Origin of the sequence: Propionivibrio sp. (assembly GCF_041441355.1) — a bacterium.
Taxonomy (GTDB): domain Bacteria; phylum Pseudomonadota; class Gammaproteobacteria; order Burkholderiales; family Rhodocyclaceae; genus Propionivibrio.
This window is the reverse complement of record NZ_JASDTF010000019.1, coordinates 252,523-277,229: the sequence shown is the minus strand read 5'-3', so window position 1 is coordinate 277,229 and position 24,707 is coordinate 252,523. Positions and strand designations below refer to the sequence as shown.

Annotated in this window: 24 protein-coding genes; 11 read left to right on the top strand and 13 right to left on the bottom strand. The window is 65.8% G+C overall.

Features of this window, described 5'->3' with window-relative positions; all coding sequences use genetic code 11:
* Positions 1–30 precede the first annotated feature (30 nt).
* The 9 genes from dhaK to ispD all read right to left on the bottom strand — a co-directional run bounded on the left by dhaK (position 31) and on the right by ispD (position 9,413).
* On the bottom strand, positions 31–1,017 hold the full coding sequence (dhaK, locus tag QMB55_RS07740; RefSeq protein WP_497588109.1) for a dihydroxyacetone kinase subunit DhaK: 987 nt from the start codon (positions 1,015–1,017) through the stop codon (positions 31–33).
* Positions 1,014–1,463: a hypothetical protein gene (locus tag QMB55_RS07735; RefSeq protein WP_497588108.1), complete on the bottom strand. Its 450-nt coding sequence runs from the start codon at positions 1,461–1,463 to the stop codon at positions 1,014–1,016. Before QMB55_RS07735 ends, dhaK begins: the two co-directional genes overlap by 4 nt.
* Complete coding sequence (locus tag QMB55_RS07730) at positions 1,460–3,085, bottom strand: phosphoenolpyruvate--protein phosphotransferase (protein ID WP_497588107.1); 1,626 nt, start codon at positions 3,083–3,085, stop codon at positions 1,460–1,462. Before QMB55_RS07730 ends, QMB55_RS07735 begins: the two co-directional genes overlap by 4 nt.
* Positions 3,078–3,419, bottom strand: a complete 342-nt coding sequence (locus tag QMB55_RS07725; protein WP_497588106.1) for an HPr family phosphocarrier protein — start codon at positions 3,417–3,419, stop codon at positions 3,078–3,080. Before QMB55_RS07725 ends, QMB55_RS07730 begins: the two co-directional genes overlap by 8 nt.
* 23 nt (positions 3,420–3,442) lie before the next feature.
* Entirely contained in the window at positions 3,443–3,829 is a 387-nt protein-coding gene (gene dhaM, locus QMB55_RS07720) for a dihydroxyacetone kinase phosphoryl donor subunit DhaM (RefSeq protein ID WP_497588105.1), read from the bottom strand.
* The gene (gene dhaL / locus QMB55_RS07715) at positions 3,826–4,434 is read right to left on the bottom strand and encodes a dihydroxyacetone kinase subunit DhaL (RefSeq protein WP_497588104.1); all 609 of its coding nucleotides are present in this window, start codon (positions 4,432–4,434) and stop codon (positions 3,826–3,828) included. The genes dhaM and dhaL overlap by 4 nt, the downstream gene beginning before the upstream one ends.
* A 643-nt stretch (positions 4,435–5,077) precedes the next feature.
* Positions 5,078–7,798: a pyruvate, phosphate dikinase gene (gene ppdK / locus QMB55_RS07710; protein WP_497588103.1), complete on the bottom strand. Its 2,721-nt coding sequence runs from the start codon at positions 7,796–7,798 to the stop codon at positions 5,078–5,080.
* A gap of 443 nt (positions 7,799–8,241) precedes the next feature.
* Positions 8,242–8,718: a 2-C-methyl-D-erythritol 2,4-cyclodiphosphate synthase gene (gene ispF, locus QMB55_RS07705; protein ID WP_497588102.1), complete on the bottom strand. Its 477-nt coding sequence runs from the start codon at positions 8,716–8,718 to the stop codon at positions 8,242–8,244.
* The gene (ispD, locus tag QMB55_RS07700; protein WP_497588101.1) at positions 8,715–9,413 is read right to left on the bottom strand and encodes a 2-C-methyl-D-erythritol 4-phosphate cytidylyltransferase; all 699 of its coding nucleotides are present in this window, start codon (positions 9,411–9,413) and stop codon (positions 8,715–8,717) included. The genes ispF and ispD overlap by 4 nt, the downstream gene beginning before the upstream one ends.
* 255 nt (positions 9,414–9,668) lie before the next feature.
* Here ispD and amrB point away from each other — a divergent pair, with 255 nt between their 5' ends.
* Genes amrB through QMB55_RS07680 form a run of 4 tightly spaced genes read left to right on the top strand, consistent with a single transcriptional unit; the run spans position 9,669 to position 12,916 of the window.
* Positions 9,669–10,508: an AmmeMemoRadiSam system protein B gene (gene amrB / locus QMB55_RS07695; protein ID WP_497588100.1), complete on the top strand. Its 840-nt coding sequence runs from the start codon at positions 9,669–9,671 to the stop codon at positions 10,506–10,508.
* Positions 10,498–11,106 (top strand): AmmeMemoRadiSam system protein A, encoded by a 609-nt coding sequence (gene amrA / locus QMB55_RS07690; protein ID WP_497588099.1) that lies wholly within the window; start codon positions 10,498–10,500, stop codon positions 11,104–11,106. The genes amrB and amrA overlap by 11 nt, the downstream gene beginning before the upstream one ends.
* A gap of 6 nt (positions 11,107–11,112) precedes the next feature.
* Entirely contained in the window at positions 11,113–12,210 is a 1,098-nt protein-coding gene (gene amrS / locus QMB55_RS07685) for an AmmeMemoRadiSam system radical SAM enzyme (RefSeq protein WP_497588098.1), read from the top strand.
* A gap of 7 nt (positions 12,211–12,217) precedes the next feature.
* Positions 12,218–12,916, top strand: coding sequence for a hypothetical protein (locus tag QMB55_RS07680; RefSeq protein WP_497588097.1), 699 nt, complete (start codon positions 12,218–12,220; stop codon positions 12,914–12,916).
* Positions 12,917–12,963: 47 nt separating this feature from the next.
* On the opposite strand, the gene QMB55_RS07675 is transcribed toward QMB55_RS07680, so the two are convergent.
* A complete protein-coding gene (locus QMB55_RS07675) occupies positions 12,964–13,896 on the bottom strand; it encodes a LysR family transcriptional regulator (protein WP_497588096.1) in 933 nt (310 codons plus the stop codon).
* A 167-nt stretch (positions 13,897–14,063) separates the two neighbouring features.
* On the opposite strand from QMB55_RS07675, the gene QMB55_RS07670 reads away from it, so the two are divergent.
* The gene (locus QMB55_RS07670; protein WP_497588095.1) at positions 14,064–14,939 is read left to right on the top strand and encodes an EamA family transporter; all 876 of its coding nucleotides are present in this window, start codon (positions 14,064–14,066) and stop codon (positions 14,937–14,939) included.
* A 92-nt stretch (positions 14,940–15,031) separates the two neighbouring features.
* On the opposite strand, the gene QMB55_RS07665 is transcribed toward QMB55_RS07670, so the two are convergent.
* Positions 15,032–15,454, bottom strand: a complete 423-nt coding sequence (locus QMB55_RS07665; protein ID WP_497588094.1) for an Hsp20/alpha crystallin family protein — start codon at positions 15,452–15,454, stop codon at positions 15,032–15,034.
* Between the two features lie 130 nt (positions 15,455–15,584).
* The gene (locus QMB55_RS07660) at positions 15,585–16,565 is read right to left on the bottom strand and encodes an alcohol dehydrogenase catalytic domain-containing protein (RefSeq protein WP_497588093.1); all 981 of its coding nucleotides are present in this window, start codon (positions 16,563–16,565) and stop codon (positions 15,585–15,587) included.
* 306 nt (positions 16,566–16,871) lie between these two features.
* Between QMB55_RS07660 and QMB55_RS07655 the strand changes: the two genes are divergently transcribed.
* The 6 genes from QMB55_RS07655 to pepT all read left to right on the top strand — a co-directional run bounded on the left by QMB55_RS07655 (position 16,872) and on the right by pepT (position 23,466).
* Positions 16,872–17,354: a GNAT family N-acetyltransferase gene (locus QMB55_RS07655; RefSeq protein WP_497588092.1), complete on the top strand. Its 483-nt coding sequence runs from the start codon at positions 16,872–16,874 to the stop codon at positions 17,352–17,354.
* Complete coding sequence (locus QMB55_RS07650) at positions 17,351–18,274, top strand: alpha/beta hydrolase family protein (protein WP_497588091.1); 924 nt, start codon at positions 17,351–17,353, stop codon at positions 18,272–18,274. Before QMB55_RS07655 ends, QMB55_RS07650 begins: the two co-directional genes overlap by 4 nt.
* Positions 18,275–18,294: 20 nt before the next feature.
* Positions 18,295–18,756: a C-GCAxxG-C-C family protein gene (locus QMB55_RS07645; protein ID WP_497588090.1), complete on the top strand. Its 462-nt coding sequence runs from the start codon at positions 18,295–18,297 to the stop codon at positions 18,754–18,756.
* A 114-nt stretch (positions 18,757–18,870) separates the two neighbouring features.
* Complete coding sequence (locus QMB55_RS07640) at positions 18,871–19,548, top strand: TetR/AcrR family transcriptional regulator (protein ID WP_497588089.1); 678 nt, start codon at positions 18,871–18,873, stop codon at positions 19,546–19,548.
* Positions 19,545–22,109 (top strand): PEP/pyruvate-binding domain-containing protein, encoded by a 2,565-nt coding sequence (locus QMB55_RS07635; protein ID WP_497588088.1) that lies wholly within the window; start codon positions 19,545–19,547, stop codon positions 22,107–22,109. The genes QMB55_RS07640 and QMB55_RS07635 overlap by 4 nt, the downstream gene beginning before the upstream one ends.
* A 73-nt stretch (positions 22,110–22,182) precedes the next feature.
* Positions 22,183–23,466 carry a peptidase T gene (gene pepT, locus QMB55_RS07630; protein WP_497588087.1) on the top strand — a complete coding sequence of 428 codons (1,284 nt, stop codon included), beginning with the start codon at positions 22,183–22,185 and terminating at the stop codon, positions 23,464–23,466.
* Here the strand turns inward: pepT and QMB55_RS07625 are convergent.
* Positions 23,438–24,463 carry a LysR substrate-binding domain-containing protein gene (locus tag QMB55_RS07625; protein WP_497588086.1) on the bottom strand — a complete coding sequence of 342 codons (1,026 nt, stop codon included), beginning with the start codon at positions 24,461–24,463 and terminating at the stop codon, positions 23,438–23,440. The two genes, pepT and QMB55_RS07625, sit on opposite strands and share 29 nt — an antisense overlap.
* Between the last annotated feature and the right edge of the window lie 244 nt (positions 24,464–24,707).

Genomic DNA, 24,707 nt, shown 5'->3' with positions numbered 1-24,707 from the left:
AGGAAAGCGCGGGGCCCTCGCCGGTCAGATTCAGCCCCAGACCAGCGCCGCCGTGCGGACCGGAGCGTCCCACAAGCGTAAAATTTCATCGTCGACCGCGGTGACGGTAATCGAGCACCCGGCCATATCCAGCGAAGTGACGTAGTTGCCGACCAGTTGACGGACGACCTTCAGCCCCCGTGCCTCGAGGAGCTTGCGGGCCGAGTTCGCCATCAGGTAAAGCTCCATCGACGGCGTGGCACCGAAACCGTTAACCAGCAGGAGAACCCGCTCCCCCGTCGCCGGTGCCAGGTCGTGCACAATCGCTTCAACGATCTCCGCCGCGATCTTGTCGGCGGATTCGAGCTTGACCCGCCGCCGCCCGGGTTCACCATGGATGCCGACGCCCATTTCCATCTCGTCGTCGGGCAGCTCGAAGTTCGGTTTTCCTGCCGCCGGAACCGTACACGAGGTGAGCGCCACGCCCATGCTTCGGGTCCGCGCGTTGACGTCGTCGCCGAGCGTTTTAAGCGCATCAAGGTCGCGACCTTCCTCGGCCGCCGCACCGACGACCTTCTCGACGACAAGGGTTCCGGCCACTCCACGCCGGCCGATCGACCAAGTCGACTTTTCGACGGCAACGTCATCGTCGGTAATGACCGTACGCACTTCGAGACCGCAGGCTTCGGCGGCCATCTCGAAATTCATCACGTCGCCCTCGTAGTTCTTGACGATGAAAAGGCAGCCGCGCCCGCCATCGACCGCTTGGGCCGCTGCAATCATCTGGTCCGGCGAGGGCGAAGTGAAAACCTGCCCTGGGCACGCAGCATCCAACATCCCACGACCGACGAAGCCCGCATGCAAGGGTTCGTGCCCCGACCCGCCCCCCGAAAGCAAGGCCACCTTGCCCGACCTGAGTTCACGCCGCCGGACGAATTTGCGCTCCTCACCCAGAACAACGATGTCCGCATGCGCCCCGGCAAAACCGTCGAGCGCCTCAGCCAAAACGGTTTCCGGGGAATTGATCAGCTTTTTCATGACGAGCCCTCCTTTTCCGATGATGTTGGAATGAGTTCTACTAAACGACACAGCTTGCGTACATAATCGACGAGCATGGAATCCAGCGCCCGGTTGCGGATTTCATCTCCGAAATCGGGTACCTCGAGGCTGATCTGGCGGACCGGATGCACCTCCAGCCCGGGAATTCGACGGCCCGGGTGCGCTGCCGCATACGCACTAAGGAAACGACGACGTTCGTCGTTCGAAAAACGGCAGACCTCGAACAGCAACGTGAGATGGATGGCGGGAATCGGCGTCGGATAGAGCGGATTGCTGATCTGCGAAATGAAGGAACGATTCTTGCCCAGCGCCGTCGCCAAGCGCATCCGCGTTCCGGACGGGCGATTGTTGAGCACCTCTTCGAGAACGCGCTTGTACTCAACGAGTGCATCCCCCGAGCCCCCTCGCTGGAAGCCAGTCGTCATTTGAGCCTCCCCTCGTTCACCGATTCTCGGAGATCGAGTTCGGCAACCGTGGCCTTGACCCGCCCCAGGGCTGCCGGCGCGACCGACAGTTTGCGCAGTCCGGCATTGAACAGCAGCGGCAGCGATGCTTCATCCGTTGCGGCGTCACCGCACAGGCTGACGCCGCGCCCCATCCGCGTTGCGGCATCGACAACCTGTTTAAGCAGCGACTGGACAGCCGCATCCCCGATATCCTGCAAGTCCGCCAGGTGCGGACTGTCGCGCCCGGCAGCCATGACGTACTGAACCAGGTCGTTGGAACCGATCGAATAGAAATCGGCAGAGAAGCGATCAAGCGTCAACGCTGCCGCAGGAACCTCGACCATCATGCCCAATGACGGCATACGTGCCTCGATGCCCTGCGAATGAAGTTCCTCGACCACACGCGCCAGGAGGGCACGTGTCTGTTCGAGTTCACGGGGAACACTGACCATCGGCAACATGACCCACAGCGGCCCCTGCGCCGCGGCCCGTGCGAGGGCACGCAACTGAACGAGGAAGACATCCTCGCGGAGCAAAGACAAACGGACGCCGCGAACCCCCAGGAAGGGGTTCGATTCCCCATCGAGGGTGACTCCGGGAACAGGCTTGTCGCCTCCGGCATCAAGCGTGCGGACAACGACAGGTCGCCCAGCCGCCCAGTCGAGCAGGCGCACATAGAACGCGTACTGCGCCTCCTCGTCAGGCAGGCCGGCGCGCTGAAAAAAGAATTCACTGCGAACCAGACCGATGCCGTCGCAAACCTCGGGCGAAATTCCGTTGAGTTCCTCGGGATCGGCAACATTGAGCCAGATCTCAACCCGCTGCCCATCCTTCGAGCGACATTCACCCAGAGCAGCCGCCTCTGCACGGGCTCGCGAACACTCTTCCTCGACACATCGCCTGGAGAATGCTTCCTGGCTTGCAGCTTGCGGGTCGATGATCAAGAGGCCCATCTTGGCATCGAGCAACACGGGGGTCTGGACATCCCCTAAATCGAGTGCATCGCCGACGCCAACCAACATCGGGATACCACGCGCACGCGCCAGGATCGCCACGTGGCTGGTCGCTGACCCCTGGCGCAGCACGATTCCGTCACCCTGACGCCAATTCCGAGCGAGGAAAAGCGAGGGTGGAAGATCGTCTGCCAGAACGATGCCACCGGACGGTGACGCTGTGACATCCGCACCTCCGTACAAGGTTTGCAGAACCCGGTCGCGCAGGTCGACCAGATCCGCAGCGCGGGCACGGAAATATTCGTCCTGGCTCCCCTGGTAAAACGCGATCTCGGCATCGAGCGTGCTTTTCCAGGCTTCGCCAGCCAAGGCACCGGAAGTGATCGCCGCGAACGCGGGCGCGCTCAGCGTTTCGTCCTCGACGAAAGCAAGCTGGAACTCGACGATGGCCGCGGCGTCCGCGTCCCCTTGCGCCATCAGGTCTAGCAAGGCTTTTCCGGCGCTCCTCAGCGCCATCTTCAAGGCCCCGGCCTCGGCCGCCGGAGCTCCCAGACGACGAACCGCGACGGCGGCCACCTCGACCGCCTGCAAGACGCCCTGCGCCAGACCGGGCGATGCGCAGCGCCCGGTGAATCGGCGCTCAGCCATGCCCGTCTCCTGACGTCGAGCAAGCTGGATTCGGGTGATCGCGCTCGCCATCTTCTTCGTCGAAATTGCGGCGAACCAGGTCGACCAGGGCACTGATCGCCTGCGCAGCGGCTTCGCCGCTGGCTCGCAGGTGGAGGTGCTGCCCTTGCGCAACCCGAAAGCGCATGACCTGGACGGGGCTCTTGCCGTCGATCCAAGGGCCATCCTCGGAAAGTGACAACTCGACACGACAGGGAAAGGTCTTGGCCGTGCGCGTCAGCTTGACGCTCGGACGCGCATGCAGCCCAAGGGCATTGGTCAAGAGAACCGCGACACTCACCACGGACTCGTTCATGATCGTAGAAGTCTCCTGGGCCATTAGCGGAAGGTATCCTCGGCCGCCTGTTGCACCTCTAGGAGGCTGGCGCCACCACTCGCCTCGGTGGCGGCGATGACCGCCCCCTCGACGACCGGCGCATTGCAGATGACGACATTTGTAGCTTTATCCGGGGCCAGCAGCTCAATCGCCACTTCGCTGTTGCTCTCCGCGCCCCCAAGGTCGACCAGAACCGCCACCCCGGCTGGCGACCAGGCCTGATCGATCGCGGCGACAATCGCTGCCACGTCGGTCCCCAGACCTCCGTCCGGATTGCCTCCGGTATGCGCCAACGGCACGGAATCACCCACCATCTGCAACACCATCTCCGCCGCGCCCTCGGCAACCTTCGCCGAATGCGAGACGATCACAATCCCGACATTGCTCATTGCCCACACTCCCATACCGTGCAAATCCGTTCGGCCATCAGCGCGGAAGAACGCGCCCCCGGATCCATGTGTCCGATCGAGCGCTCACCGAGGAAAGACGCGCGTCCACGCACAGCCAGCAGAGGAATGGTTGCCAGCGCCTGCGCCTCGGCCCGATGACGCACACGGGCACAAATCTCATCGGGGCCCCGTTCAAGCTCTTCGAGCAACGGGATCAGTACGTCGAGCATGGTCTTTTGCCCGGCTTCGGATTTTCCACGCTTCTGCACGGCCTCGACTGACTGACGGCAGGTATGCACGAAGTCGTCCCACCCACCATCGACCGGCATCAGCTTGCCGAAGGTCATGAACAAGGTGCCGTATAGCGCGCCTGAAGCGCCACCGACCTTCATGACCAGTGTCGTTCCGATGTACTTCACGAGATCAGGAAACGACTTGTCCAATTCCGGCTCGAGCCCGGCCATGACCGCCTCGAAACCGCGTTTGAGATTCAAGCCGTGATCCCCGTCGCCGATGGCTTGATCAAGTTGGGTCAGTTCCTCGGCGTGGGCAAAAACCACGTCCGCGAGCGAGCAGACCAAGGAACGCTTACGTTCTCTTTCCATCCCCCCCCCTTGGCACGGACACCAACCGCGCATCCGCACAATTGTTTTTGAAAACAAACAAACGCACAGACAACTAAGCAAAAATACTAAACTTTTTTAAGCAAAGACAACAGACAACACAAAGAACGCCTTATTAGACGATGATTTTTTTGGATTTTTAGATTCTTTACAGAGAAATAAAATCAACCTGAAGACTTTCGATGTTTAGTTGGCCACAATAAAAAAACAAAGTCAACAACAACAAAATTTTCGTTTTCGAACACCACAAGGCAACAATCTTCAAAAAAAACCAAAAGACGAAACACCTCCTTGCCCAAAAAGCACTCTGATTTTGCAGCGCCGACGGAGCGCCTGCCGGTCAAACAGGCGGCACTGAACTTGACGCAAAAGTGTTGCCGACGGTCACACCCCGTCACCCAAAACAGCAAACACGACTACAGACGCCGCCGGCGCGGGCCCGTAGGATGAAATCGTTGCTTCAGCGTTCCCCCCGCTGGCAATGCATGACCCTCCCTCCTCCATCCGCAAGGGATGGACTTCATACCGCGCCCTTGGGCGCGGTTTTTTTTGGTTGCTTGGAACGTGAACGAAAAACGCCAGCCCGAAGGCTGGCGTTGGGGCGATGCGACGTTTTGCTGTGGGTTTAGCCGACGATCGCGGCTTGCGCGGCCGCCAGACGGGCGATCGGCACGCGGAAGGGCGAGCAGCTCACGTAGTCGAGGCCAGCGCGGTGGAAGAACTCGACCGAAGCCGGGTCGCCGCCGTGCTCGCCGCAAACGCCGAGCTTGATCTTCGGACGCACCGAACGCCCCTTGTCGACCGCCATCTTGACGAGCTGGCCGACGCCGACCTGATCGATCGACTGGAAGGGATCCTGCTCGTACATGCCCTGCTTGAGGTAGTGCGGCAGGAATTTGCCCACGTCGTCACGCGAGAAGCCGAGGGTCATCTGCGTCAGGTCGTTGGTCCCGAACGAGAAGAACTCGGCTTCCTTGCCGATCCCGTCGGCAACCAGCGCACCGCGCGGCGTCTCGATCATCGTGCCGATCATGTAGTCGATCGTCGCACCGCGTTCGGCAAAGACCTTCTCGGCCGTGTCGCGGATCACCTTGGCCTGCGAGTTGAACTCGCGCACGCTACCGACCAGCGGGATCATGATCTCAACCTTCGGCGCGATGCCTTCGGCCTTGACGTTGAGCGCCGCTTCGAGGATCGCGCGGGCCTGCATCTCGGTGATTTCCGGATAGGTGATGCCGAGGCGGCAGCCACGGTGACCCATCATCGGGTTGGCTTCGTGCAGGTCGTCGACGCGATGCTTGATGCCCTCGAAGGTGAGGCTCATCTCGATCGCCATCTCACGCTGGTTGGCTTCGTCGTGCGGCAGGAACTCGTGCAGCGGCGGATCGAGCAGACGGATGGTGACGGGCAGCCCGTCCATCGCCTTGAAGATCCCCTCGAAGTCGCCGCGCTGCATCGGCAGCAGCTTGGCGAGCGCGCGGCGGCGGCCTTCCTCGTCGCGCGCCAGGATCATCTCGCGCACGGCCTTGATGCGGTCGCCTTCGAAGAACATGTGCTCGGTGCGGCACAGGCCGATGCCGACGGCACCGAAGCCGCGGGCCACGCGGGCATCTTCCGGCGTATCGGCGTTGGCGCGAACGGCCATCGTCTTGTAGCCCTCGGCGATGTCCATCAGCTTGCCGAAGTCGCCCGAGAGGTCGGCGTCCTTGGTCGCGATCTTGCCTTCATAGACCTGGCCCGTCGAACCGTCGAGCGAGATCCAGTCGCCTTCTTTGTACACCTTGCCATCGACCGTCATGGTGCGGGCCCGCGGATCGACGCGCACGGCGCCGGCCCCCGAGACGCAGCACTTGCCCATGCCGCGCGCCACGACGGCGGCGTGCGAAGTCATGCCACCGCGCGCGGTGAGGATGCCCTTGGCGGCGGCCATGCCACGCAGGTCTTCCGGCGAGGTTTCCTGACGCACGAGGATGACGTCGAGGCCATTCTGCACCCACTGCTCGGCTTCGTCGGCGAAGAAGACGATCTGGCCGGTCGAGGCGCCCGGCGAAGCCGGCAAGCCGTGAGCGATCGACTTGGCGCCCTTGATCGCGGCCTTGTCGAACACCGGGTGGAGCAGTTCGTTCAGGCGGTCGGGCGAGACGCGCAGCAACGCGGTTTTCTCGTTGATGATGCCCTGAGCCAGCATTTCCATGGCGATGCGCACCATCGCCGCGCCGGTGCGCTTACCCGAACGGGTCTGCAGCAGCCAGAGCTTGCCTTCCTGGATGGTGAACTCGATGTCCTGCATGTCCTTGTAGTGCAGTTCGAGCGAGGTTTCGGTCTTGAGCAGTTGCTGATAGATCTCGGGCATCAACTCTTCGAGCGACGGGTACTTGCTGCGGCGCTCTTCTTCGTTGACCTGAGCCAGCTCGGCCCAGCGACGCGAACCTTCGAGGGTGATCTGCTGCGGCGTACGGATGCCGGCGACAACGTCCTCGCCCTGCGCGTTGACCAGGAATTCACCGTTGAAGATGTCTTCACCCGAGCCGGCGTCGCGCGTGAAACACACGCCCGTGCCGCTGTTGTCGCCCAGGTTGCCGAAGACCATCGATTGCACGTTGACTGCCGTTCCCCACTCCTCGGGAATGTCGTTCATCGCGCGGTAGAGCTTGGCGCGGTCGTTGTTCCAGCTGCGGAAGACGGCCATCACGGCGCCCCACAGTTGTTCCCACGGGTCGTTCGGGAATTCGACGCCCAAGCGGGCGCGGATCACATCCTTGAATTCCTTGACGAGTTGCTTGAGGTCGTCGGCCGAAAGCTGGGTGTCGAGTTCGACGCCGCGCTTTTCCTTCATGTGATCGATGATTTCTTCGAACGGATCGTGGTCTTCCTTCGACTCGGGCTTGAGGCCCATGACCACGTCGCCGTACATCTGGATGAAGCGGCGGTAGGAATCCCAGGCGAAACGCTCGTTACCCGATTTTTGGGCCAAACCCTTGACTGCTTCGTCATTGAGGCCGAGGTTCAGGATGGTGTCCATCATGCCGGGCATCGAAGCACGCGAGCCCGATCGCACCGACATGAGCAGAGGATCGGCGGCGTCGCCGAACTTCTTGCCCATTTCGCCTTCAACGAAAGCGATGGCCTGAAGGACTTCTTTTTCGATGAGCTTGTGCACCACATCCGCACCCTGCTGGGTAAAGATGGTGCACGCCTCCGTGCTGATCGTCAGTCCCGGCGGCACGGCGATGCCCAGTTTGCACATCTCAGCCAGGTTGGCGCCCTTACCGCCAAGCAGATTCTTCATATCTGCAGCGCCTTCAGTCTTGGATTGACCGAAAACGTAGACGTATTTATTCGACATATTAGCTATGAACCTCAATTGACAATGAATGTGAAGGACGCACACCGCCAATTTCGCCGCATGCGCCGGCAAAACAGGTACGACAGCTACTACTCGAGAAGGAAAACGTTGTTGTTGTTATGACTGACTTTGCTTTTCTCTCCTGCGCGACAACTATACCAAGAATTACGCTTCGCGATACGTCAATAACGGATTTTATGCAGCATTTTCATGGCCTTAAATACAATACAAAAGTAATAGAAAGCAAATCAAACCAATAAAAAACAAGTAATTATCATCGACGCACCGCGGCCTCGCGACGACACGCGATACAACACTTCCAGCGAGCCGGCTTCACGCCGTTGGGATACGCCGGGCTGAAAAACAGGGGACAGGGACGAACGCAAGCCCCGGCCGAGGAGGGCCGGGAAAGCGCGTCCGTAGACGCGCCGACGAACGCGAACTCAGTCGCGCTCGATAAGCGCCACCGCAGCAGTGGCGATGCCTTCTTCGCGACCGACGAAACCGAGACGCTCGGCGGTCTTGGCCTTGATCCCGACACAGCCCTCGGGCAAACCGAGGTCGGCCGCGAGGTTGGCGGTCATCTGCGGGATGTGCGGCGCCATTTTCGGGCGCTGGGCGCTGATCGTTGAATCGACGTTAACGATACGCCAGCCCCGCGCTGCCAGCAGTTCGCGCGTAGCGCGCAGCAGGACGCGGCTGTCGGCGCCAGCGTAACGCGGATCGGTGTCGGGAAAATGGCGGCCGATGTCGCCCAGTGCCGCGGCGCCGAGCAGCGCGTCGATCACGGCATGCACCAGCACGTCGGCGTCCGAATGACCGAGCAAGCCGCGCTCGTGTGGAATATCGACGCCGCCGATGATCAGTTTGCGCCCTTCGACCAGCGCGTGGATGTCGCTGCCTTGTCCGATGCGGATCATGCGTGTCGTCCCTGGAGGATGAGTTCCGCCAGCGCGAGATCGGCGGGGTAGGTCACTTTGAGGTTGGTCATGTCGGAGCGCACGAGGCGCGGCGCATAGCCCGCCGCCTCGAAGGCGCTGGCCTCGTCGGTCACAGCACCCTGCCCGGCGAGCACCTTCCCCAGCAGCCCGTAACGGAACATCTGCGGTGTCTGCGCCTGCCACAGCCCGTCGCGCGCCACCGTCTCGGCAACGTGCTGCGTACCGTCGGCACGCTTCAGGGTGTCGGCGACCGGCATCGCCAGCAAGCCGCCGACCGGGTCGTTCGCCAATTCGCGGCACAGGCGTTCGAGCGCTGCGGGGGTAACGCAGGGGCGCGCGGCGTCATGCACCAGGATCCAGTCGTCGTCCGCCACCTGCGACGCGATCGCCGCCAGTCCATTGCTGACACTGGCGGCCCGGGTCGCACCACCACAGAACAAAGCGTCGACGCGCCCGCCCAGTCCGGGCCAGTCGAAACCGCGCCACCAGGCGTCGTCGGCCGAGAGCACGACCCAGACTTTCTCCAGATGCGGGCAGGCGAGCAGCGCCATGAGCGTGTGGTAAAGCACCGGCCGCCCGGCGAGCGGCAAGTACTGCTTGGGCACCTCGGCGCCGAAGCGCGCGCCGCTGCCGGCAGCGGGAACGAGGGCAAAATGTCGGGCGCTGGATGTCATCGCGTCATTCTACCGCGCGCAGGGCGAATGCGGCCGGGCCGCTGCAAGCCGAATGGCTTGCATTTACACGTTCCGGACGGATAATCAAAGCATCGGCACCGCGCCGGCACAGCCAGCGTCGCAGGCATCCCGAACGCAAGCCCAACGGCGCGCAGCGCCGAGTCCGCGCCTGACCACGGCCGGCCTCGCTGCCCGCTGATGCACCCCGAGCCCCGATACGCAGGGCTGTTCCGGCGCCGCCCCGAGGAGTCCGCCATGACCGCATCCATCCGCCCGGCCGCTGTCGCCGGCATGTTCTACCCGACGCCGTCGGCGGCCCTGCTGCGCTGTGTCGACGACCTGCTGGCAACGGCCGGCGCAGCAGACACCGCAGCCGCCACGCCGCATCCGCCGCCCAAGGCCGTCATCGTGCCGCACGCCGGGTTCGTTTACTCCGGCCCCATCGCCGCCCGCCTCTATGCCCGCCTCGCGCCACACGCGGCGCAGTACCGTCGCGTCGTCCTGCTCGGCCCGGCGCATCGGGTCGCCCTGCGCGGCCTCGCGGTGCCGAGTTGCAGCGCCTTCGCCACGCCGCTCGGCGAGGTGCCCATCGACGTCGAGGCCCGCGCTACGGCCTGCGCGCTGCCACAGGTCGGCGTCAGCGACCCGGCACACGCCGAGGAGCACGCCCTGGAAGTCCAACTCCCCTTCCTCCAGCGCACGCTCGAAGACTTCAGCATCCTGCCGCTGGTCGTCGGCGAAGTGCGCCCGGCCAGCGTCGGCGAAGTTCTCGACGCACTGTGGGGCGGCCCGGAAACCCTGATCGTCGTCAGCTCCGACCTCTCGCACTACCTGCCTTACGCACAGGCCTGCGAGAGTGACGCGCAGACCGCGCAGCGCATCCTGGCGCTGCGTGCGCTCGACGACCCGCGCAGCGCCTGCGGCGCCAGCGCGATCAACGGCCTGCTGCATGCCGCCCGGCAACACGACTTGCACGTCGAACTCGTCGACTTGCGCAACTCCGGCGACACGGCCGGCGACCGCCAGCGCGTCGTCGGCTACGGTGCCTTTACCTTCTGCACGGAACCGCACGAGGGGAAACCGCATGTCCACTGACCCCCTGGGCGCCGCCCTGCTCGGGCTGGCGCGTCACGCCATCGCCGCCCACCTCGGGCAGGCAACCGCACCGTTCGAAGCGCCACCGCTGCCCGAACTGACGGCCCCCGGCGCCAGCTTCGTCACCCTCACCCAGAACAACGCCTTGCGCGGCTGCATCGGCAGCCTGCAGGCGCACCGCCCGCTGGCCGACGACGTCGTCGCCAACGCCCTGGCCGCGGCCTTCCGCGACCCACGCTTCCCGCCGCTCGCCGCCGACGAATTGGCCGTCACCCGGATCGAGGTCTCCCTGCTCGCCCAGGCCGAGCCCTTGCCCTGCGCCGACGAAGCCGAAGCGCTCGAGCGCCTGCGCCCCGGGATCGACGGTCTCATCCTGAGCTGCGGCGCGCAGCGCGCAACCTTCCTGCCGCAGGTCTGGGAAAGCCTGCCGCAACCGCACGACTTTCTCGCCCAGCTCAAACGCAAGGCCGGGCTTCCCGCCGATTACTGGTCGCCTCAGCTCAAGCTCGAACGTTACCGGGTGCGCAAGTGGAAGGAAGAAGCGACCGCCCGCCCCGGCGCGGGTAGAATCGAAAGCCACGCTTCACCTCGGCCCTAGAACCTTGTGAAAACGCCCGAATCCGCCCATCCCGCCCGCTGGTGGCACCCCCTCGAGGACGGCCGCGAGCCACCGCACCTCCAGTGCGACCTCTGCCCGCGTGACTGCAAGCTGCACGACGGTCAGCGCGGCGCCTGCTTCGTGCGCCGCAACGACGGCGGACAGATGGTGCTGACCACCTACGGTCGCTCGTCGGGCTTTTGCATCGACCCGGTCGAGAAGAAACCGCTCAATCATTTCCATCCCGGCTCGGCCATCCTGTCCTTTGGCACGGCCGGTTGCAACCTCGCCTGCAAGTTCTGCCAGAACTGGGACATCTCCAAAAGCCGCGACACCGACCGCCTGCTCGACGCCGCCAGCCCCGACGGGATCGCCCGCGCCGCCGCGGCCTACGGCGCGCAATCGGTGGCCTTCACCTACAACGACCCGGTGATCTTCGCCGAATACGCCATCGACACCGCGCTCGCCTGCCACCGTCAGCACGTGAAAACCGTCGCCGTCACCGCCGGCTACATTCACCCCGAACCGGCGCGCGAATTCTTCGCCGTCATGGATGCGGCCAACGTCGACCTCAAGGCCTTCAGCGACGAGTTCTACGTCAAGCTCTGCGGCGGCCACCTGTCCCCGGTGCTCGACACGCTGGCCTACATCCACCACGACACCAAATGCTGGCTTGAAATCACCACCCTGCTGATCCCCGGGCATAACGACTCAAGCGCCGAAATCGCCGAACTGGCCCGCTGGGTCGTCAAGGAGCTCGGGCCCGAAGTGCCGCTGCACTTCACCGCCTTCCATCCCGACTGGAAGATGACCGATCTCGACCCGACCCCGCCCGCCCTCCTGCGCCATGCCCGGCGCCTCGCGCTCGACGCCGGCCTGCACTACGTCTATACCGGCAACGTGCGCGACAGCGAGGGTGGAACGACCTTCTGCCCGGGCTGCCATGCCGCGCTGATCGAGCGCGATGGCTACACCATCCGCCGGTACGACCTGCCTGACGACGGCCGTTGCCCGCACTGCCGGACGCCCATCGCCGGGCACTTCGGCCGCTTCGGCAAGCCCTTCGGCGCGCAGCGGATTCCCGTCCGCCTGGCCCGGCGCTAGCCCTCCCATGGACAGCTTCACCCCCGACGAACACGCCATCCCGCTCAGCCTGCCCTGCGTGCAGGGGCCGGCGCACGCGCGCCTGCACGGACAGCTGAGTCTGCATCCCGCCGCACCGGGCCTTGTCGTGCTGGCCTACGCCGCGCCCGCGCTCGACGCGCGCGAACATGTGCTGGCCGGCATCCTGCGTCACGCGGGGCTGTCGACCCTGGCGATCGACCTCATCGCACGCGAGGAAGAACACTACCCCGACCTGCACAACAACGTGCCGCTGCTCGCCCGACGCCTGGTCGACGTCCTCGACCTGATCAAGACCCGCATGCTGATGGGCGAACTGCAGACGCTCCCCTTCGGCCTCTGCGCCGCCCATGCCACCTCGCCGGTCGCGGTACGCGTCGCCGCCCTGCGCGACCACGACATCGCCGCCGTGGTCTGCCGCGGCGGTCTGATTGACCTGGCCGGCCTGCTCTACCTGCGCACGCTCGAAGCGCCGCTGCTCCAGCTCGTGGAAGAAAACGACGCAGCCCAGCTCGCAGCCGCACGGCGGGCGCAGAAGGAACTGCAGGCCTTGAGCACCGTGCGCGCGATCCCCGAAATCGGCTTCGAGATCGCCGGCTCGGCCGGTTTCGAAGCCGCCGCGCGCGAAACCACACAGTGGTTTTGCAAGCACTTCGCCCGCCACGCCAGCAGCACCGCGAAACGCTGATCCCGACTGCTGTTCACGCGATTCGCCACGGCGCGATGGCGTCGCGCCTAGTTGACAACTTCGCTCTTCAATAATCCGCTCAGCCAGCGGCAAAAGGCCACGGCCGCCTCGGGCAGGACGGCCGCGGGATTGACCGCGGCCTTGTAACTCGCGTCGCCGCGCACCGCCGGCCACCCCAGATCGACGAGCAGGCCGCGCGTCAGGATGTCGCGCACCAGCAGGCGCGGAACGACCAGCGCCCCAAGGCCGCCAAGCGCCGCCGCGATCGCCAGGTAATAGTGTTCGAAACCGGCGACGACCCGCACCGCCCCGGCGTCGAGGTCCTGTCCGGCCGCCCACTGGGCGAGGACATCGGGGCGCGAGCGGGCGACGACGAAGGGCCAGTCTGCGGGCGGCATGGCGCGCAGGCCGGCGGCAACGCCCGGCGCGGCAACCGCGATCAGGGTTTCGCCGGCCAACTGCCAGTGGTTGTCGGCATCGACGTCCAGATCGCGCGTTACCAGCACGTCGTAACGCGCCCCCGTCTCGGGCGGGGCGAGCGAGGTGACGACATCGACCGACAAGCCACTCTGTGCGGAAAAAGCGGACAACTCGGGCAGAAGCACGTGCGTTGCAAAGCTCGGCAAGGACGTGCGCACCACCAGGCGCGTTCCGGCCGAGGGAGGACGCAAGCTCATCTGCCGGGTGGCGAGGGCCAGGGTGTCGAGCGCCTCGTGCACCGCGTCGTAGTAGATCCGGCCGTCGTCGGTGAGCCGCACGCCACCGGCTGCGCGCACAAAAAGCCGGGCGCCGAGGTGTTTCTCCAGCGTCGCCACGTGATGGCTGACGCCGCTCTGGGTCATGCCCAGGCGGCGGGCTGCACCGCTCAGGCTGCCGGCGCGCGCGGCCTCGACGAAGACGCGCACAGCGTTGAGCGGCAACGCCGCCGTTTCGGCGTGGCAGGCAGCCACGCTCGACCCAGCATTATCGGTTTTACTCATACCCGTACCCTCGCCATCGAATCGCCCGGATCGCATCCGGATGCGCCTGGGAGCATAATCGCCGGCATGGAATCCAACAACAAAACTCATACCTTGAACGGCCTGCGCCAAAACCGGCGCGCGTTCATGCTGGCCGCGCCGCACGCCGCTGCACCGGAGAACGCCGCATGAGCGCACTCGCCCTGGCGCTCGTCCTCACCGGCGCGCTGTGCCACGCCATCTGGAACATCGTCGCCAAGAAAGTTGCCGGCGGCCTGCCCTTCGTCTGGCTCTTCGGTCAGGTCAGCGTCTGCGCCGCCTTGCCCGTCGCGGCCTGGATCTGGCTGACCGCACCGCAAACCTTCGACCTCTGGATGTGGCTCGCCGCCATCGGCAGCGGTGTCATCCACATCGTCTATTCGCTGGTGCTGCAGAAGGGTTATCAGGTCGGCGACTTCGCCGTGGTTTACCCGATCGCCCGCGGCAGCGGCCCGATGCTCACCGTCGTCGTCGCCGTGCTGCTGCTCGGCGAACTGCCCAGCCTGACCGGCGCACTCTCGGTCGGCGCCATTCTGGCCGGCCTCTTCGTCTCGGCCGACGGCGGGCGGATTTTCCAAGGTGGCAGCAGCAGTCAGCGCAAGCGCCAGCTGGGCGTGCTCTGGGGCCTGCTCACCGGCCTGTGCATCGCCGCCTACACCGTCCTCGACGGCTGGGCGATCAAGGCCCTCGGCATGTCGCCGATTCTCTTCTACGTGGTCGGACTGATCGTGCGTAGCGCCCTGCTCGCGCCCTTTGCCCTGTGTCGTCGCGACGAACTGCGCGAACAGTGGCGGTCGCACCGCGCCGCAATCCTCACCGTCGGCCTGCTCTCGCCGGCCGCCTACGCACTGGTGCTCTACGCGCTGCAACTGGCGCCGCTCAGCTACGTTGCCCCGGTGCGCGAAATCTCCATGCTCATCGGCACCCTTCTGGGCGCCCGTCTGCTCAAGGAAGCGGTGCGCCCGACGCAGATTGTCGGCGCGGCGATCATGCTTTCCGGCGTTGCCGGGCTGGCCTTCGCCTGAGCGTCAACGGCACGTGGCGCGCCGGACCGCACGCGCCACGCCGCCGGGCCGAAGATGCCCACGCGGGCGTTCGGCCTTATGCCCTCAACACGTTATTCGATGCGGATGCGCGTGCTGCGCGCCACGGTGCGCTTGGGCAAGACGAGTTCGAGCACGCCGTTGGCGTATTTCGCGCTGACTGTGCTCGCGTCCACATCCTGCGCCAGCGAGAAAGCGCGCGACACACTGCCGAAATAACGCTCGCTGCGCAGCACCCGGCTGCCTTCCTTCACTTCCGACACGTTCTTGATTTCGGCGCTGATCGAAACCTGATTGCCATCGACGCCGACCAGAATGTCCTCCTTGTTCACCCCGGGAATCTCGGCGTGCACGGTGTAGGCTTTTTCATCCTCGGAAACGTCGATCTTGATCTGCAATTCCGGCTGCCCATCGAGGCGGACCGGACTCATCAGGAAGCCACGAAAGAGATCGTCCAGACCTTCTCCGTAGCCACGATAACGCGACAGGTTGGCCATTTCGTCCTCCTTGTAAAAACGGGAAGTCCCGTACCCCGAATATGGCCACTCCCTCCCGGTTTTCAAGCCCCGAGGCGATGCTGCCCCCTCTGCGCGGTGCGCCCAACGGCGCCCGCGCAGAGAACGTCGCTCAAATCCGGACCAGGTACTTGATCCCCTGTCCGCCGCGCTTGAATTCGGACAGCCACTGCGGCAGGTTGGCGAATTCGCCGACCTTCACCGGCGGGATCGGAAGACGTCCTTGCGCCAGATCCTGCAGCATCCCTTCGCCGGCCATCACCATGCGCTGCCACTGCCGCTCGGAGCCGTGCTGGTGCTGCGCACCGAGTGCGACTTCGTGCAGCGAAACACAGCGGCTGAACGGCGGCCAGAGGTTTTCCTCGACCCGCCCCATCACCGCGACCAGATGCCCGGAATAATCAATGTGTTGGACGAGGCTCGCCGCCTGCCGGCCGGAGGCGATGTCGACGACTACGTGGAAGGGCGCGCCGCCATTGGCCGTCTGCAGTCGCTCAACCCAGGCCGGATCATGATAGTCGGCAACGCTGCACACCCCTTGGCAGCGCAACGCATCGTGATGCGCCGGCCCGGCCGCGGCGAACACGCGCGCCCCGGCACGCAAGGCCAGGGCCACGACGAAACGCCCGACGTTGCTGCCCGCTCCGGCAACCAGCAGCGCCTCGTCCTTGATCTCGGGCAGTTTGGCGAGCGCCAGCCAGGCGGTCAGCCCCGGGCACGGAAAAGCCGCCGCGGTCTCGTCGCTCAAGCCCGCCGGAACGCTCAGCACGGCGCGTGCCGGGATCAGGGTATGGCGGGCAAAGCTCCCGTCGCGCCGCAGATCGGCGTGATAGGCAACGCGAGCGCCGGGACGCAGGTGTGAGACACCTTCGCCGACGGCGACCACGACACCCATGCCATCGACGCCGGGAACATGCCCGGCGCTCCACACCGGATGCCCGGATTCGATCAGCTTCCAGTCGACCGGATTGAACGCGGCGACCCGGTTCTCGACGCAGATTTCGCGCACGCCCGGTTCGGGCAACACGCGCGACTCGAGTTTCAGGCCTTCCGGTTCGCCCGGCGACGTCCACACCCACGCTTCGCTCTTCATGCCGTCCTCCTGTCTAGGGACCACAGCCCGGTTGAGATGTAGATGAAACGGGGAAACCGCGACCATCGCCCCTCGGCCGCAGACATCCCGCTTTCATATGTTGAACATAGTCTGCAAACGCCGCGGATGCCAATCCGCAACATCGCCTCGCGCAACACATCAGCATCCGCCCCCACGACATCGACGCCCGACCGGTGCAGGGGTATCCTCCTGCCATTCGTCATGAGGCGCCGCCATGCCCATCCGCCCCGAGATTCCGGCCGGCACTGCCCCCCATCGCACCGACTTCCGTATCGAACCCCGCCCATGAACATCCGCCTGCTCGGCCCCGCCGACCTCGACGCCCTGCTCGACCTCTACACCCACCTGCACGCGCAAGACGCCCCGCGCCCGGAGCGCGCCCGGGTCGACGCCGTCGGCCATGCCCTACTCGACAGCCCGGCGCACCGCGTTTACGGCCTTTTCGTTGAGGGGGCGCTGGTCGCCAGTTGCGTCCTTCACCTCCTGCCTAACCTGACCCGCGGTTGCCGCCCCTACGGCCTGATCGAGAACGTCGTCACCCACGCCGAACACCGCCGGCGCGGCCACGGCCAGGCGGTGCTCGAACGCGCTCTGGCCGACGCCTGGGCGACCCACTGCTACAAAGTGATGCTGCTCACCGGCCGGCTCGACGCGGCTACGTTCCGCTTCTACGAAAACGCGGGCTTTGACCGCCACGGCAAACAAGCCTTCGTCGCCAAGCCCGGTCCGGCCACACTTTCCTCCTCTCGCGAAACGAAGCAACCATGACCCTCCTCCCCATCTTGGGCCGTCGTCTTGCCGCGATGGCCACCGTTGCCGGCGGCGCCTTTCTCATGTTCGCCTTGCTGCCCGTGGCCCAGGCGGCGCGGGTCGAGGAAACCGTCGCCCTGCCGGTCAAGGTCGAACTGCGCCACCAGGAAACGCTGAGCCAGACGATGCACGTCGGCATCTTCCGCGACGACAGCGCCCCGGGGCCGCACCCCTTCCTCATCCTCGGCCACGGTCGTCCGGCCAACGGCAATTTCGCCAATTTCCGCGTCGACGGCTACCGCAAGCAGATCGATTACTTCGTGGCGCGCGGCTTCGTCGTTCTCGCCCACCTGCGGATCGGCTACGGCGCCAGCGGTGGTCCGGACGTGGAGAACGCGGGCCGTTGCAATGAGCGCGACTTCGCCTACTCGCTCGGCGTCGGCGGGCAGCAAACCGCACAGGTGTTGGCTTACGCCCGCACCCTGCCCTTCGTCGATCCCGCGCGTGGCGTGATCGCCGGCCAATCCTACGGCGGCGCGCTGGCGATCGAGGCCGCATCGCACAACCCGCCCGGCGTTCTGGCCGCGATCAACTTTGCCGGCGGTGGCGGTGGCGACCCTGTGAACCGCCCCGGCCAGCCCTGCCGGCCAGACCGGCTCGAAGCCCTCTATGCCGACTACGGCAAAACGGCGCGCATCCCGACGCTGTGGCTGTACAGCGAAAACGACGGCTTCTGGGGCCAAGACATCCCGCAGGCCTGGTTCGCCGCCTTCAGTGCCCAGGGCAGCCCGGGCCGTTTCGTCCAGTTGCCGTCCGTGCACGGTGCCGGCGCAGGCGCCGGCCACGCCGCCTTCACCCGCATCCAGTCGCAATGGGAACCGCACGTCGGGCGTTTTCTCGACGAACTCGGCCTCTCCGCCCCGACGCCGTCGCGCTGAATCTCAAGAAGGAGAGCACCGTGCCCCAACTCGATCCAGCCCAAGTCCGCCATCACGCTGAAACGGCGTTCGCTGATGGCCTCTACTGTGCCGAGAGCGTATTACTCGCTTTGGCACAGGCCCAAGGCATCGACAGTGCCCTCGTGCCCCGGATCGCCACCGGCCTGTGCGCCGGACTCGCCCGCCGCTGCGGCCCCTGCGGCGCGCTGACGGGCGGCATCCTCGGCATCGGCCTTGCGCTCGGCCGCGCATCGCCCGACGACGCCTCGCAACCGGCCTACGCCGCCACGCAGGCGCTGATCGCCGCCTTCGAAGCCGAGTTCGGCGCGCGCGATTGCCATCGCCTGCTCGGCTGCGACCTTGGCACACCGGAAGGCCAGGCGCACTTCCGTGAACACCGCTTGCGTCAGCGCTGCGCCGTGTTCACCGGCCGTGCCGCCGAGCTTGCGGCACAGCAAATCAACGCGGCAGCCTCCCTTTAGCCCCCAGAGACGCAAGATCGCGCCCCGTCCGAATTCACTTGGCAGCACGACGGCTTTGCAAAAATTCGTGAACGTCGTATAGTTTTCTACGTCGTTCACGAATTTTTTACCCCCATGCCCGCCCAAACCGCACCGTCGACGCCGCAATCCTCGCCCGCTCACTCCGACGCAACACACGAGGGAGCCCCCGTTCTGCCTGGTCGCCGCGAACGCAAGCGGCAGCAAACCGCCGACCACCTCGCCGACACGGCGTGGGCGCTCTTCGAGGCCCATGGTTACGCGTCGGTGACGATGGAGGCCATCGCCGAAGCGGCCGACGTCGCCAAGGGCACGCTCTACAAACACTTTCCGGTCAAGGAAGCGCTGCTGCGCCACCGTTTCCACCGCGAACTCGCTGCGGCCCAGCCCGAAATGCACGCCGCATTCGCCGGGCTTCCGACGGCTGAAAGCGCCCTGCGCACCTTCCTTGCTCACTCGGCGGTCTGGTCGACACCGCGACGCGATTACTTAGGACATTACGTCCGCTACCGCCTCGGTGAAATCGCGGGCAACGAACACTTGTCGCACGAAGCACGCAGTGGCCTCGACCGCGTTTTCACCGCACTGATCGCGCGCGGGCAGGCCGAAGGTGAGTTCAACACCAACCGCCCGGCCGACGAAGTCGCGCACTACCTGCAATTTCTCTATCTCGCCTGCCTGATGCGCTGGTTGAAGCAGCCCGCGCTCGACCTGGCCGCAGAATTTAACGCCATGCTCGACCTTGTCTTAGATGGCCTGCGGGGACGGCCATGAACGCGCCGCAGCTGCTCGCAGGCTGGCCCGAAATTCTTGCCGCCGGAAGCCGCGAGGTCGGTGGCAAAGCCTGGACGCTGGCCCGCCTCGCCGCGCTGGATTTTCCCGTGCCGGCGGGAATCGTCATCCCCGTCGCCGTGTTTCGCGCCCTGCGCAGCGCGTCCGAGGCGGCCCGGGCCGAACTACGCGCCGCGCTCGCGGCCTCGCTGGCCGCGCACGGCTGGCTCGAACGCCCGCTGGCCGTACGCTCTTCCGCCCCCGAAGAAGATTCTGCGCAGGCTTCATTCGCGGGCGTCCATTGTTCACGGCTCAACGTCGTCGGCGCCGACGCCGTGCTCGCCGCCGTCCTCGACGTCTGGGCCTCGGCCTCGGCGCCCGCCGCGCAGGCCTACCGCACCCGTTTGGGCCTCGCTGCCAGCGGCGAAATGGCGGTATTGATCATGCCCCTCCTGGCGACGAATGCGAGCGGTATTGCCTTCACCTGCGATCCGCGCGACGGGCGCGACGACCGCCTCGTCATCCATGCCAACTGGGGCCTCGGCGAAACGCTGGTCGGCGGCCACAGCGAAGGCGATGAGATCGTTCTGGGCGAAGACCTCGCCGAAGACAGCCTCCAGCTCCTGGAATACCGCGTCGGCAGCAAAGCCGAGAGCGGCTGGCCAGCCCCTCGCGGCGGCACGCGGACGACGGCCAACGCCGCAGCCCGTGCTGCCGCGCCTTGCCTCGATGCGACGCAGGCGCGCACCTTGGCCGAGCTGCTGCGCTTAGCCGCCCGCGCCCTCGATTTCGCGCACCCGAGCTACGACGCCGAGTGGGTCTGGGACGGCACGCGCTTCTGGATCGTGCAGATGCGCCCGGTCACCGCGCAAGCCCCCTGTACCTACCCTGGCCTGCGCACACAGCCCGTGATCTGGTCACGCGGCAACACTTGCGAGGTGGTTCCCGACGCGCTCTCGCCGATCGATTGGAGCGCCTCGCGCCGGCTGGTCAACGCCCTCCTCGAAGCCGGCTTGCGCCTCGCCGGTTTCCCGTGCCATCCCGGCGCGCAGCGCGGCGGGCTGTTCGACGGCCGGCTCTACCTCAACCTTTCGCTGATCCAGTGGGAGATCTACCACGGCTTTGGCGTCGAACCCGAGCGCATGAACCGCCTCGTCGGCGGCCATCAGCCCGAAATCCGCGTACCGCGGCTCGGCCTCGGCGCGCAGTTGCGGCGCGCCGCCGGCATGTTGCGTTACATCCTGCGCGCCGAAGGCGAACGCCGGCGCGGCGAAGCACAGGTCGAGGCGATCCACCGCCAGTGCGCGATTTGGCGTCGCAGCCCTCTGCCCGACACCCCGGCCGCCCTGGCCGCGCACCTACGCGCCGTGCGCCGCCACACGGGCGGGATGCACGGCGTCTTCCTGCTCCAAGGCTCGGGCGGCGGCAGCCTGAGCCTGCTCACCGAGATTCTCGAACGCCGCTTTCCCGGCGAAGGACACGCCCTGACCTCGGCTCTACTCGCCGGTGGCGAACCGAGCGTCACTGCACGTCAGAGCTACGAACTGATCGCCATCGCTCGCACCGCGCTCGCCGATCCGTTGACGCGCGCCTGGCTCACCGAAGCTCGGCGCGGCGATGGCGTGTCGCTGCAGGAGTGGGAAGCCCTGCCGGCCGACAACGCCTTCCGCCTCGCTTTCTCCGACTTTCTCGAACGCTACGGGCATCGCGGCATTTACGAAACCTACCTGCGCACCCCGCGCTGGCGCGAACGCCCCGAGGCGCTGCTCGCCAGCCTGGAAGACCTCGCGGGCACCGACCTTGAAGCCCTCGCCGCGCGCCAGCACGCCGCCGTGACCGCAGCCAAAAACCGCCTACGCGCCCTGCCGTGGGTTCTGCGTCAATGGTGCCTGCGCCTCGCTGCCCAGGCGACGCGCGAAACCAACGGCCGCGAAGCCGCGCGCAGCGCGTTGACGGCCTACATCGAAATCAACCGTCGCACACTCCTTCACCTCGGCCGCCAATGGCAAGAGCACGGCTGGCTGACTCAGCCCGAGCACGTCTTCGACCTGCTCGAAGAGGAGATCCTCGCCGTTCTCGACGGGCGTCGCCCAGGGAGCGCGCTGGCCGCGCTGGTCGCCGCACGGCAAAGCCAGCAGGCGGAATGGGCCGCGACCCCGCCTCCGGACTACTTCCTCGTCGGCAGCGAGGCCGCATCGCCCCCTCCTGCGGCCATGCCGCGCGCCGCCAGCGGCGCGACGCGCCACGGCACCCCGGTCGGCAGCGGCCGCGCGCGCGGCCGTGCCTGCCGCCTCGACCGGCCGGACCAGGGCGAACGCCTCGCTCGCGGCGACGTCCTCGTCGTCGCCACCACCGACCCGGCATGGACACCGCTCTTTCTCAAGGCCGGCGCCCTGGTCATGGAGACCGGCGGTTTCATGTCGCACGGCGCCATCGTGGCGCGCGAGTTCGGCATCCCGGCGGTGGTCAACCTGCCCGGCATCCTGGATGAGATTGCCGATGGCGACGAACTCGAAGTCGACGGTTGGCAAGGCCGCGTCACCCGCCTCGGCGCCCACACCTGATCTACCCTGGCCCGGCTTGCTGGACCAGGCGGGTGGCAGGAGAATGTCGCTTTCATTCGCGCCCGAGCCTGTCATGTCCACCTCGCCTTCCGCCTCCTCCACCATCCTGCGCCAGAAACTGGTCGCCAACTTCCTGCGCTACGCCGCGATCAGCAGCCAGAGCGACGCCAAGGCAGGCGTTCTGCCGAGCTCGCCCGGGCAAATGGCCCTCGCCCGCCTGCTCAAGGGCGAACTCGAAACCTTGGGCCTGACCGACATCAAACTCACCGACCAGGCGATCCTCACCGCCCGCCTGCCGGCGCGCCTGCCCGCCGCTCTGGCCGGCAAGGTACCGGCCATCGGCTTTCTCGCCCACCTCGACACGGTGAACGTGCACCTCTCGCCCGACGTCAAACCGCGCCTCGTTCACGCCTACCCGGGTGGCGACCTCTGCCTCAACGCGGAGAAAGACCTCTGGCTGCGCACCGCCGAGCACCCGGAGATTGAGCGCTACGTCGGCCAGGACATTCTCGTCACCGACGGCACCAGCGTCCTCGGCGCCGACAACAAGGCCGGCATCGCGGCGATCATGGGAGCGCTGGCCGAACTCGTCGCCGACCCCGACGCCTGCCACGGCGACCTCCACGTCGCCTTCGTGCCCGACGAGGAAATCGGTCTCGTGGGCGCTAAAGCCATGGATCTGGCCGATTTCCCGGTGGCCTTCGCCTACACGCTCGACTCCTGCGAGCTCGGCGAAGTCGTCTACGAAACCTTCAACGCGGCCAGCGTCAGCATCGAAATCCAGGGCATCACGGCGCACCCGATGTCGGCCAAGGGCGTGCTGGTCAATCCCACGCTCGCGGCGATCGATCTCATCAACCACTTCGACCGGCACGACACGCCCGAGCACACCGAAGGCAAGGAAGGTTACTTCTGGGTGCGCTCGGTAACCTCGAACGACAACCTCGCCGTCGTCAAGATGAACATCCGCGACCACGACAAGGCGCGCTACGAGGCCCGCAAGCGGTTCATCGCCGAGGCCGTTCGCCTCGCCGAAGCGCGCCACCCCAAGGCCAAATTCAAGTTCAGCATCGAGGACAGCTACGGCAACATCGCCGATGCGCTCGGCGAAGACACCAAGGCCTGCGTCGACACCATCTACCAGGCCATGGCCCGCCTCGGCATCGAGCCCAAGACCGTCGCCATGCGCGGCGGCACCGACGGTTCCTGCCTCTCGGCGCGCGGCATCCCGACGCCCAACTTCTTCACCGGGGCGCACAATTTCCACTCGCCTTGCGAGTTCCTGCCGATTCCTTCGTTCGAGCTCTCGTGCCGGATGGTGCTGGAGATCAGCCGCCTCGTGAGCGAGGTGGAGTAAAGGCCGCCTTCAGGACCGCATCCGCCGCCTCGTCCGAGTCACCCAAGGCCCCCGTCACGGCAGCGTCGAGGCGGGGACTCGCTTCGCCCGACGCATGCGGGCAGCGTTTGTCGCGCCGCCCCTGGTCGAGCAACCAGGCACGGAAAAGCCGGAACACCGGGCGTTCGACGCGATCCGGCCGGTAGCACAGGTAGTGGCCCTGGGGTTCGCGTGCGAAGGTCCGGATGATGTCGACCTGCCCGCGCATGAAGGATTTTTCGACCAGGCACCACGGCACGAGACCGATCCCCAGCCCACTCACCACCGCCTGGATCACCGCCGAATACTGGGCAAAACGCGGCCCCGCCAGTGCCTGCGCTTCGTCCAGCCCATGCTGGGCAGCCCAGCTGCGCCAGCTCAAGGGAGCGTGCTCAAGGTGCAGCAGGGTGTTTTTCAGCATGTCCGCCGCCTGCAACTGAGGAACGCCGTTGAGTTCCAGCTCGGGGGACCGGATGCAGACGAAATCGCGTCCGGTGATGTAGTCGCAGATCACGTTCGGCCAGCCTCCCGGGGCGTGGCTGATCACCCCGTCGACGTCGGCCGGGAAGATTTCGCCGGGATCGACGTGCTGGCGAAAGGAGAAGGCGATGCTGGGATGGTGGCGGCGAAAATCGGTCAGGCGAGGAATCAGCCAGCGCGCCAGGAAAGTCGGCACCGAGGCCACGATGAGGGTCGCGTCGCCGTTCTCGGCCGCGCGCACGGCCAGAGTCGCCGCTTCGATAGCGCGCAGGTTGGGGGCGATCTGGCGCCAGTATTCGCGCCCCACCGCGGTCAGCGCCACGCCGCGCCCGTTCTTGACGAACAGGAGCTTGCCGACATAACTCTCCAAGCCCGCGATCTGCTTGCTCACTCCGCTGATCGAGATGCACAACTCCTTCGCCGCCAGCGTCACGCTCTCATAGCGGGCAACGGCATCAAATGCCAGCAGCTCCTGGATCGTTGGGCAAGCACGTTTCATTTTTCTAGATAGTAATTCGTTGGGCGCTTGTTTGTTGTCCGGATAGTCAATGATCCCGTCCGGATAATTCACCAATCCCCCCTTGAAATCCGCATAGCATGCAAGGGATCGTCCACGGTGGCCGCCGGCATTTTCCGCCCGCGCCACGCAGTTTCAGCATAGAAAACGCCGCGCGCCAAAAGTGCCGGAATCCGCCTTCATCGGAACACCGATTCACGCATTCTGCTGACGCTGCGCCTCGCCG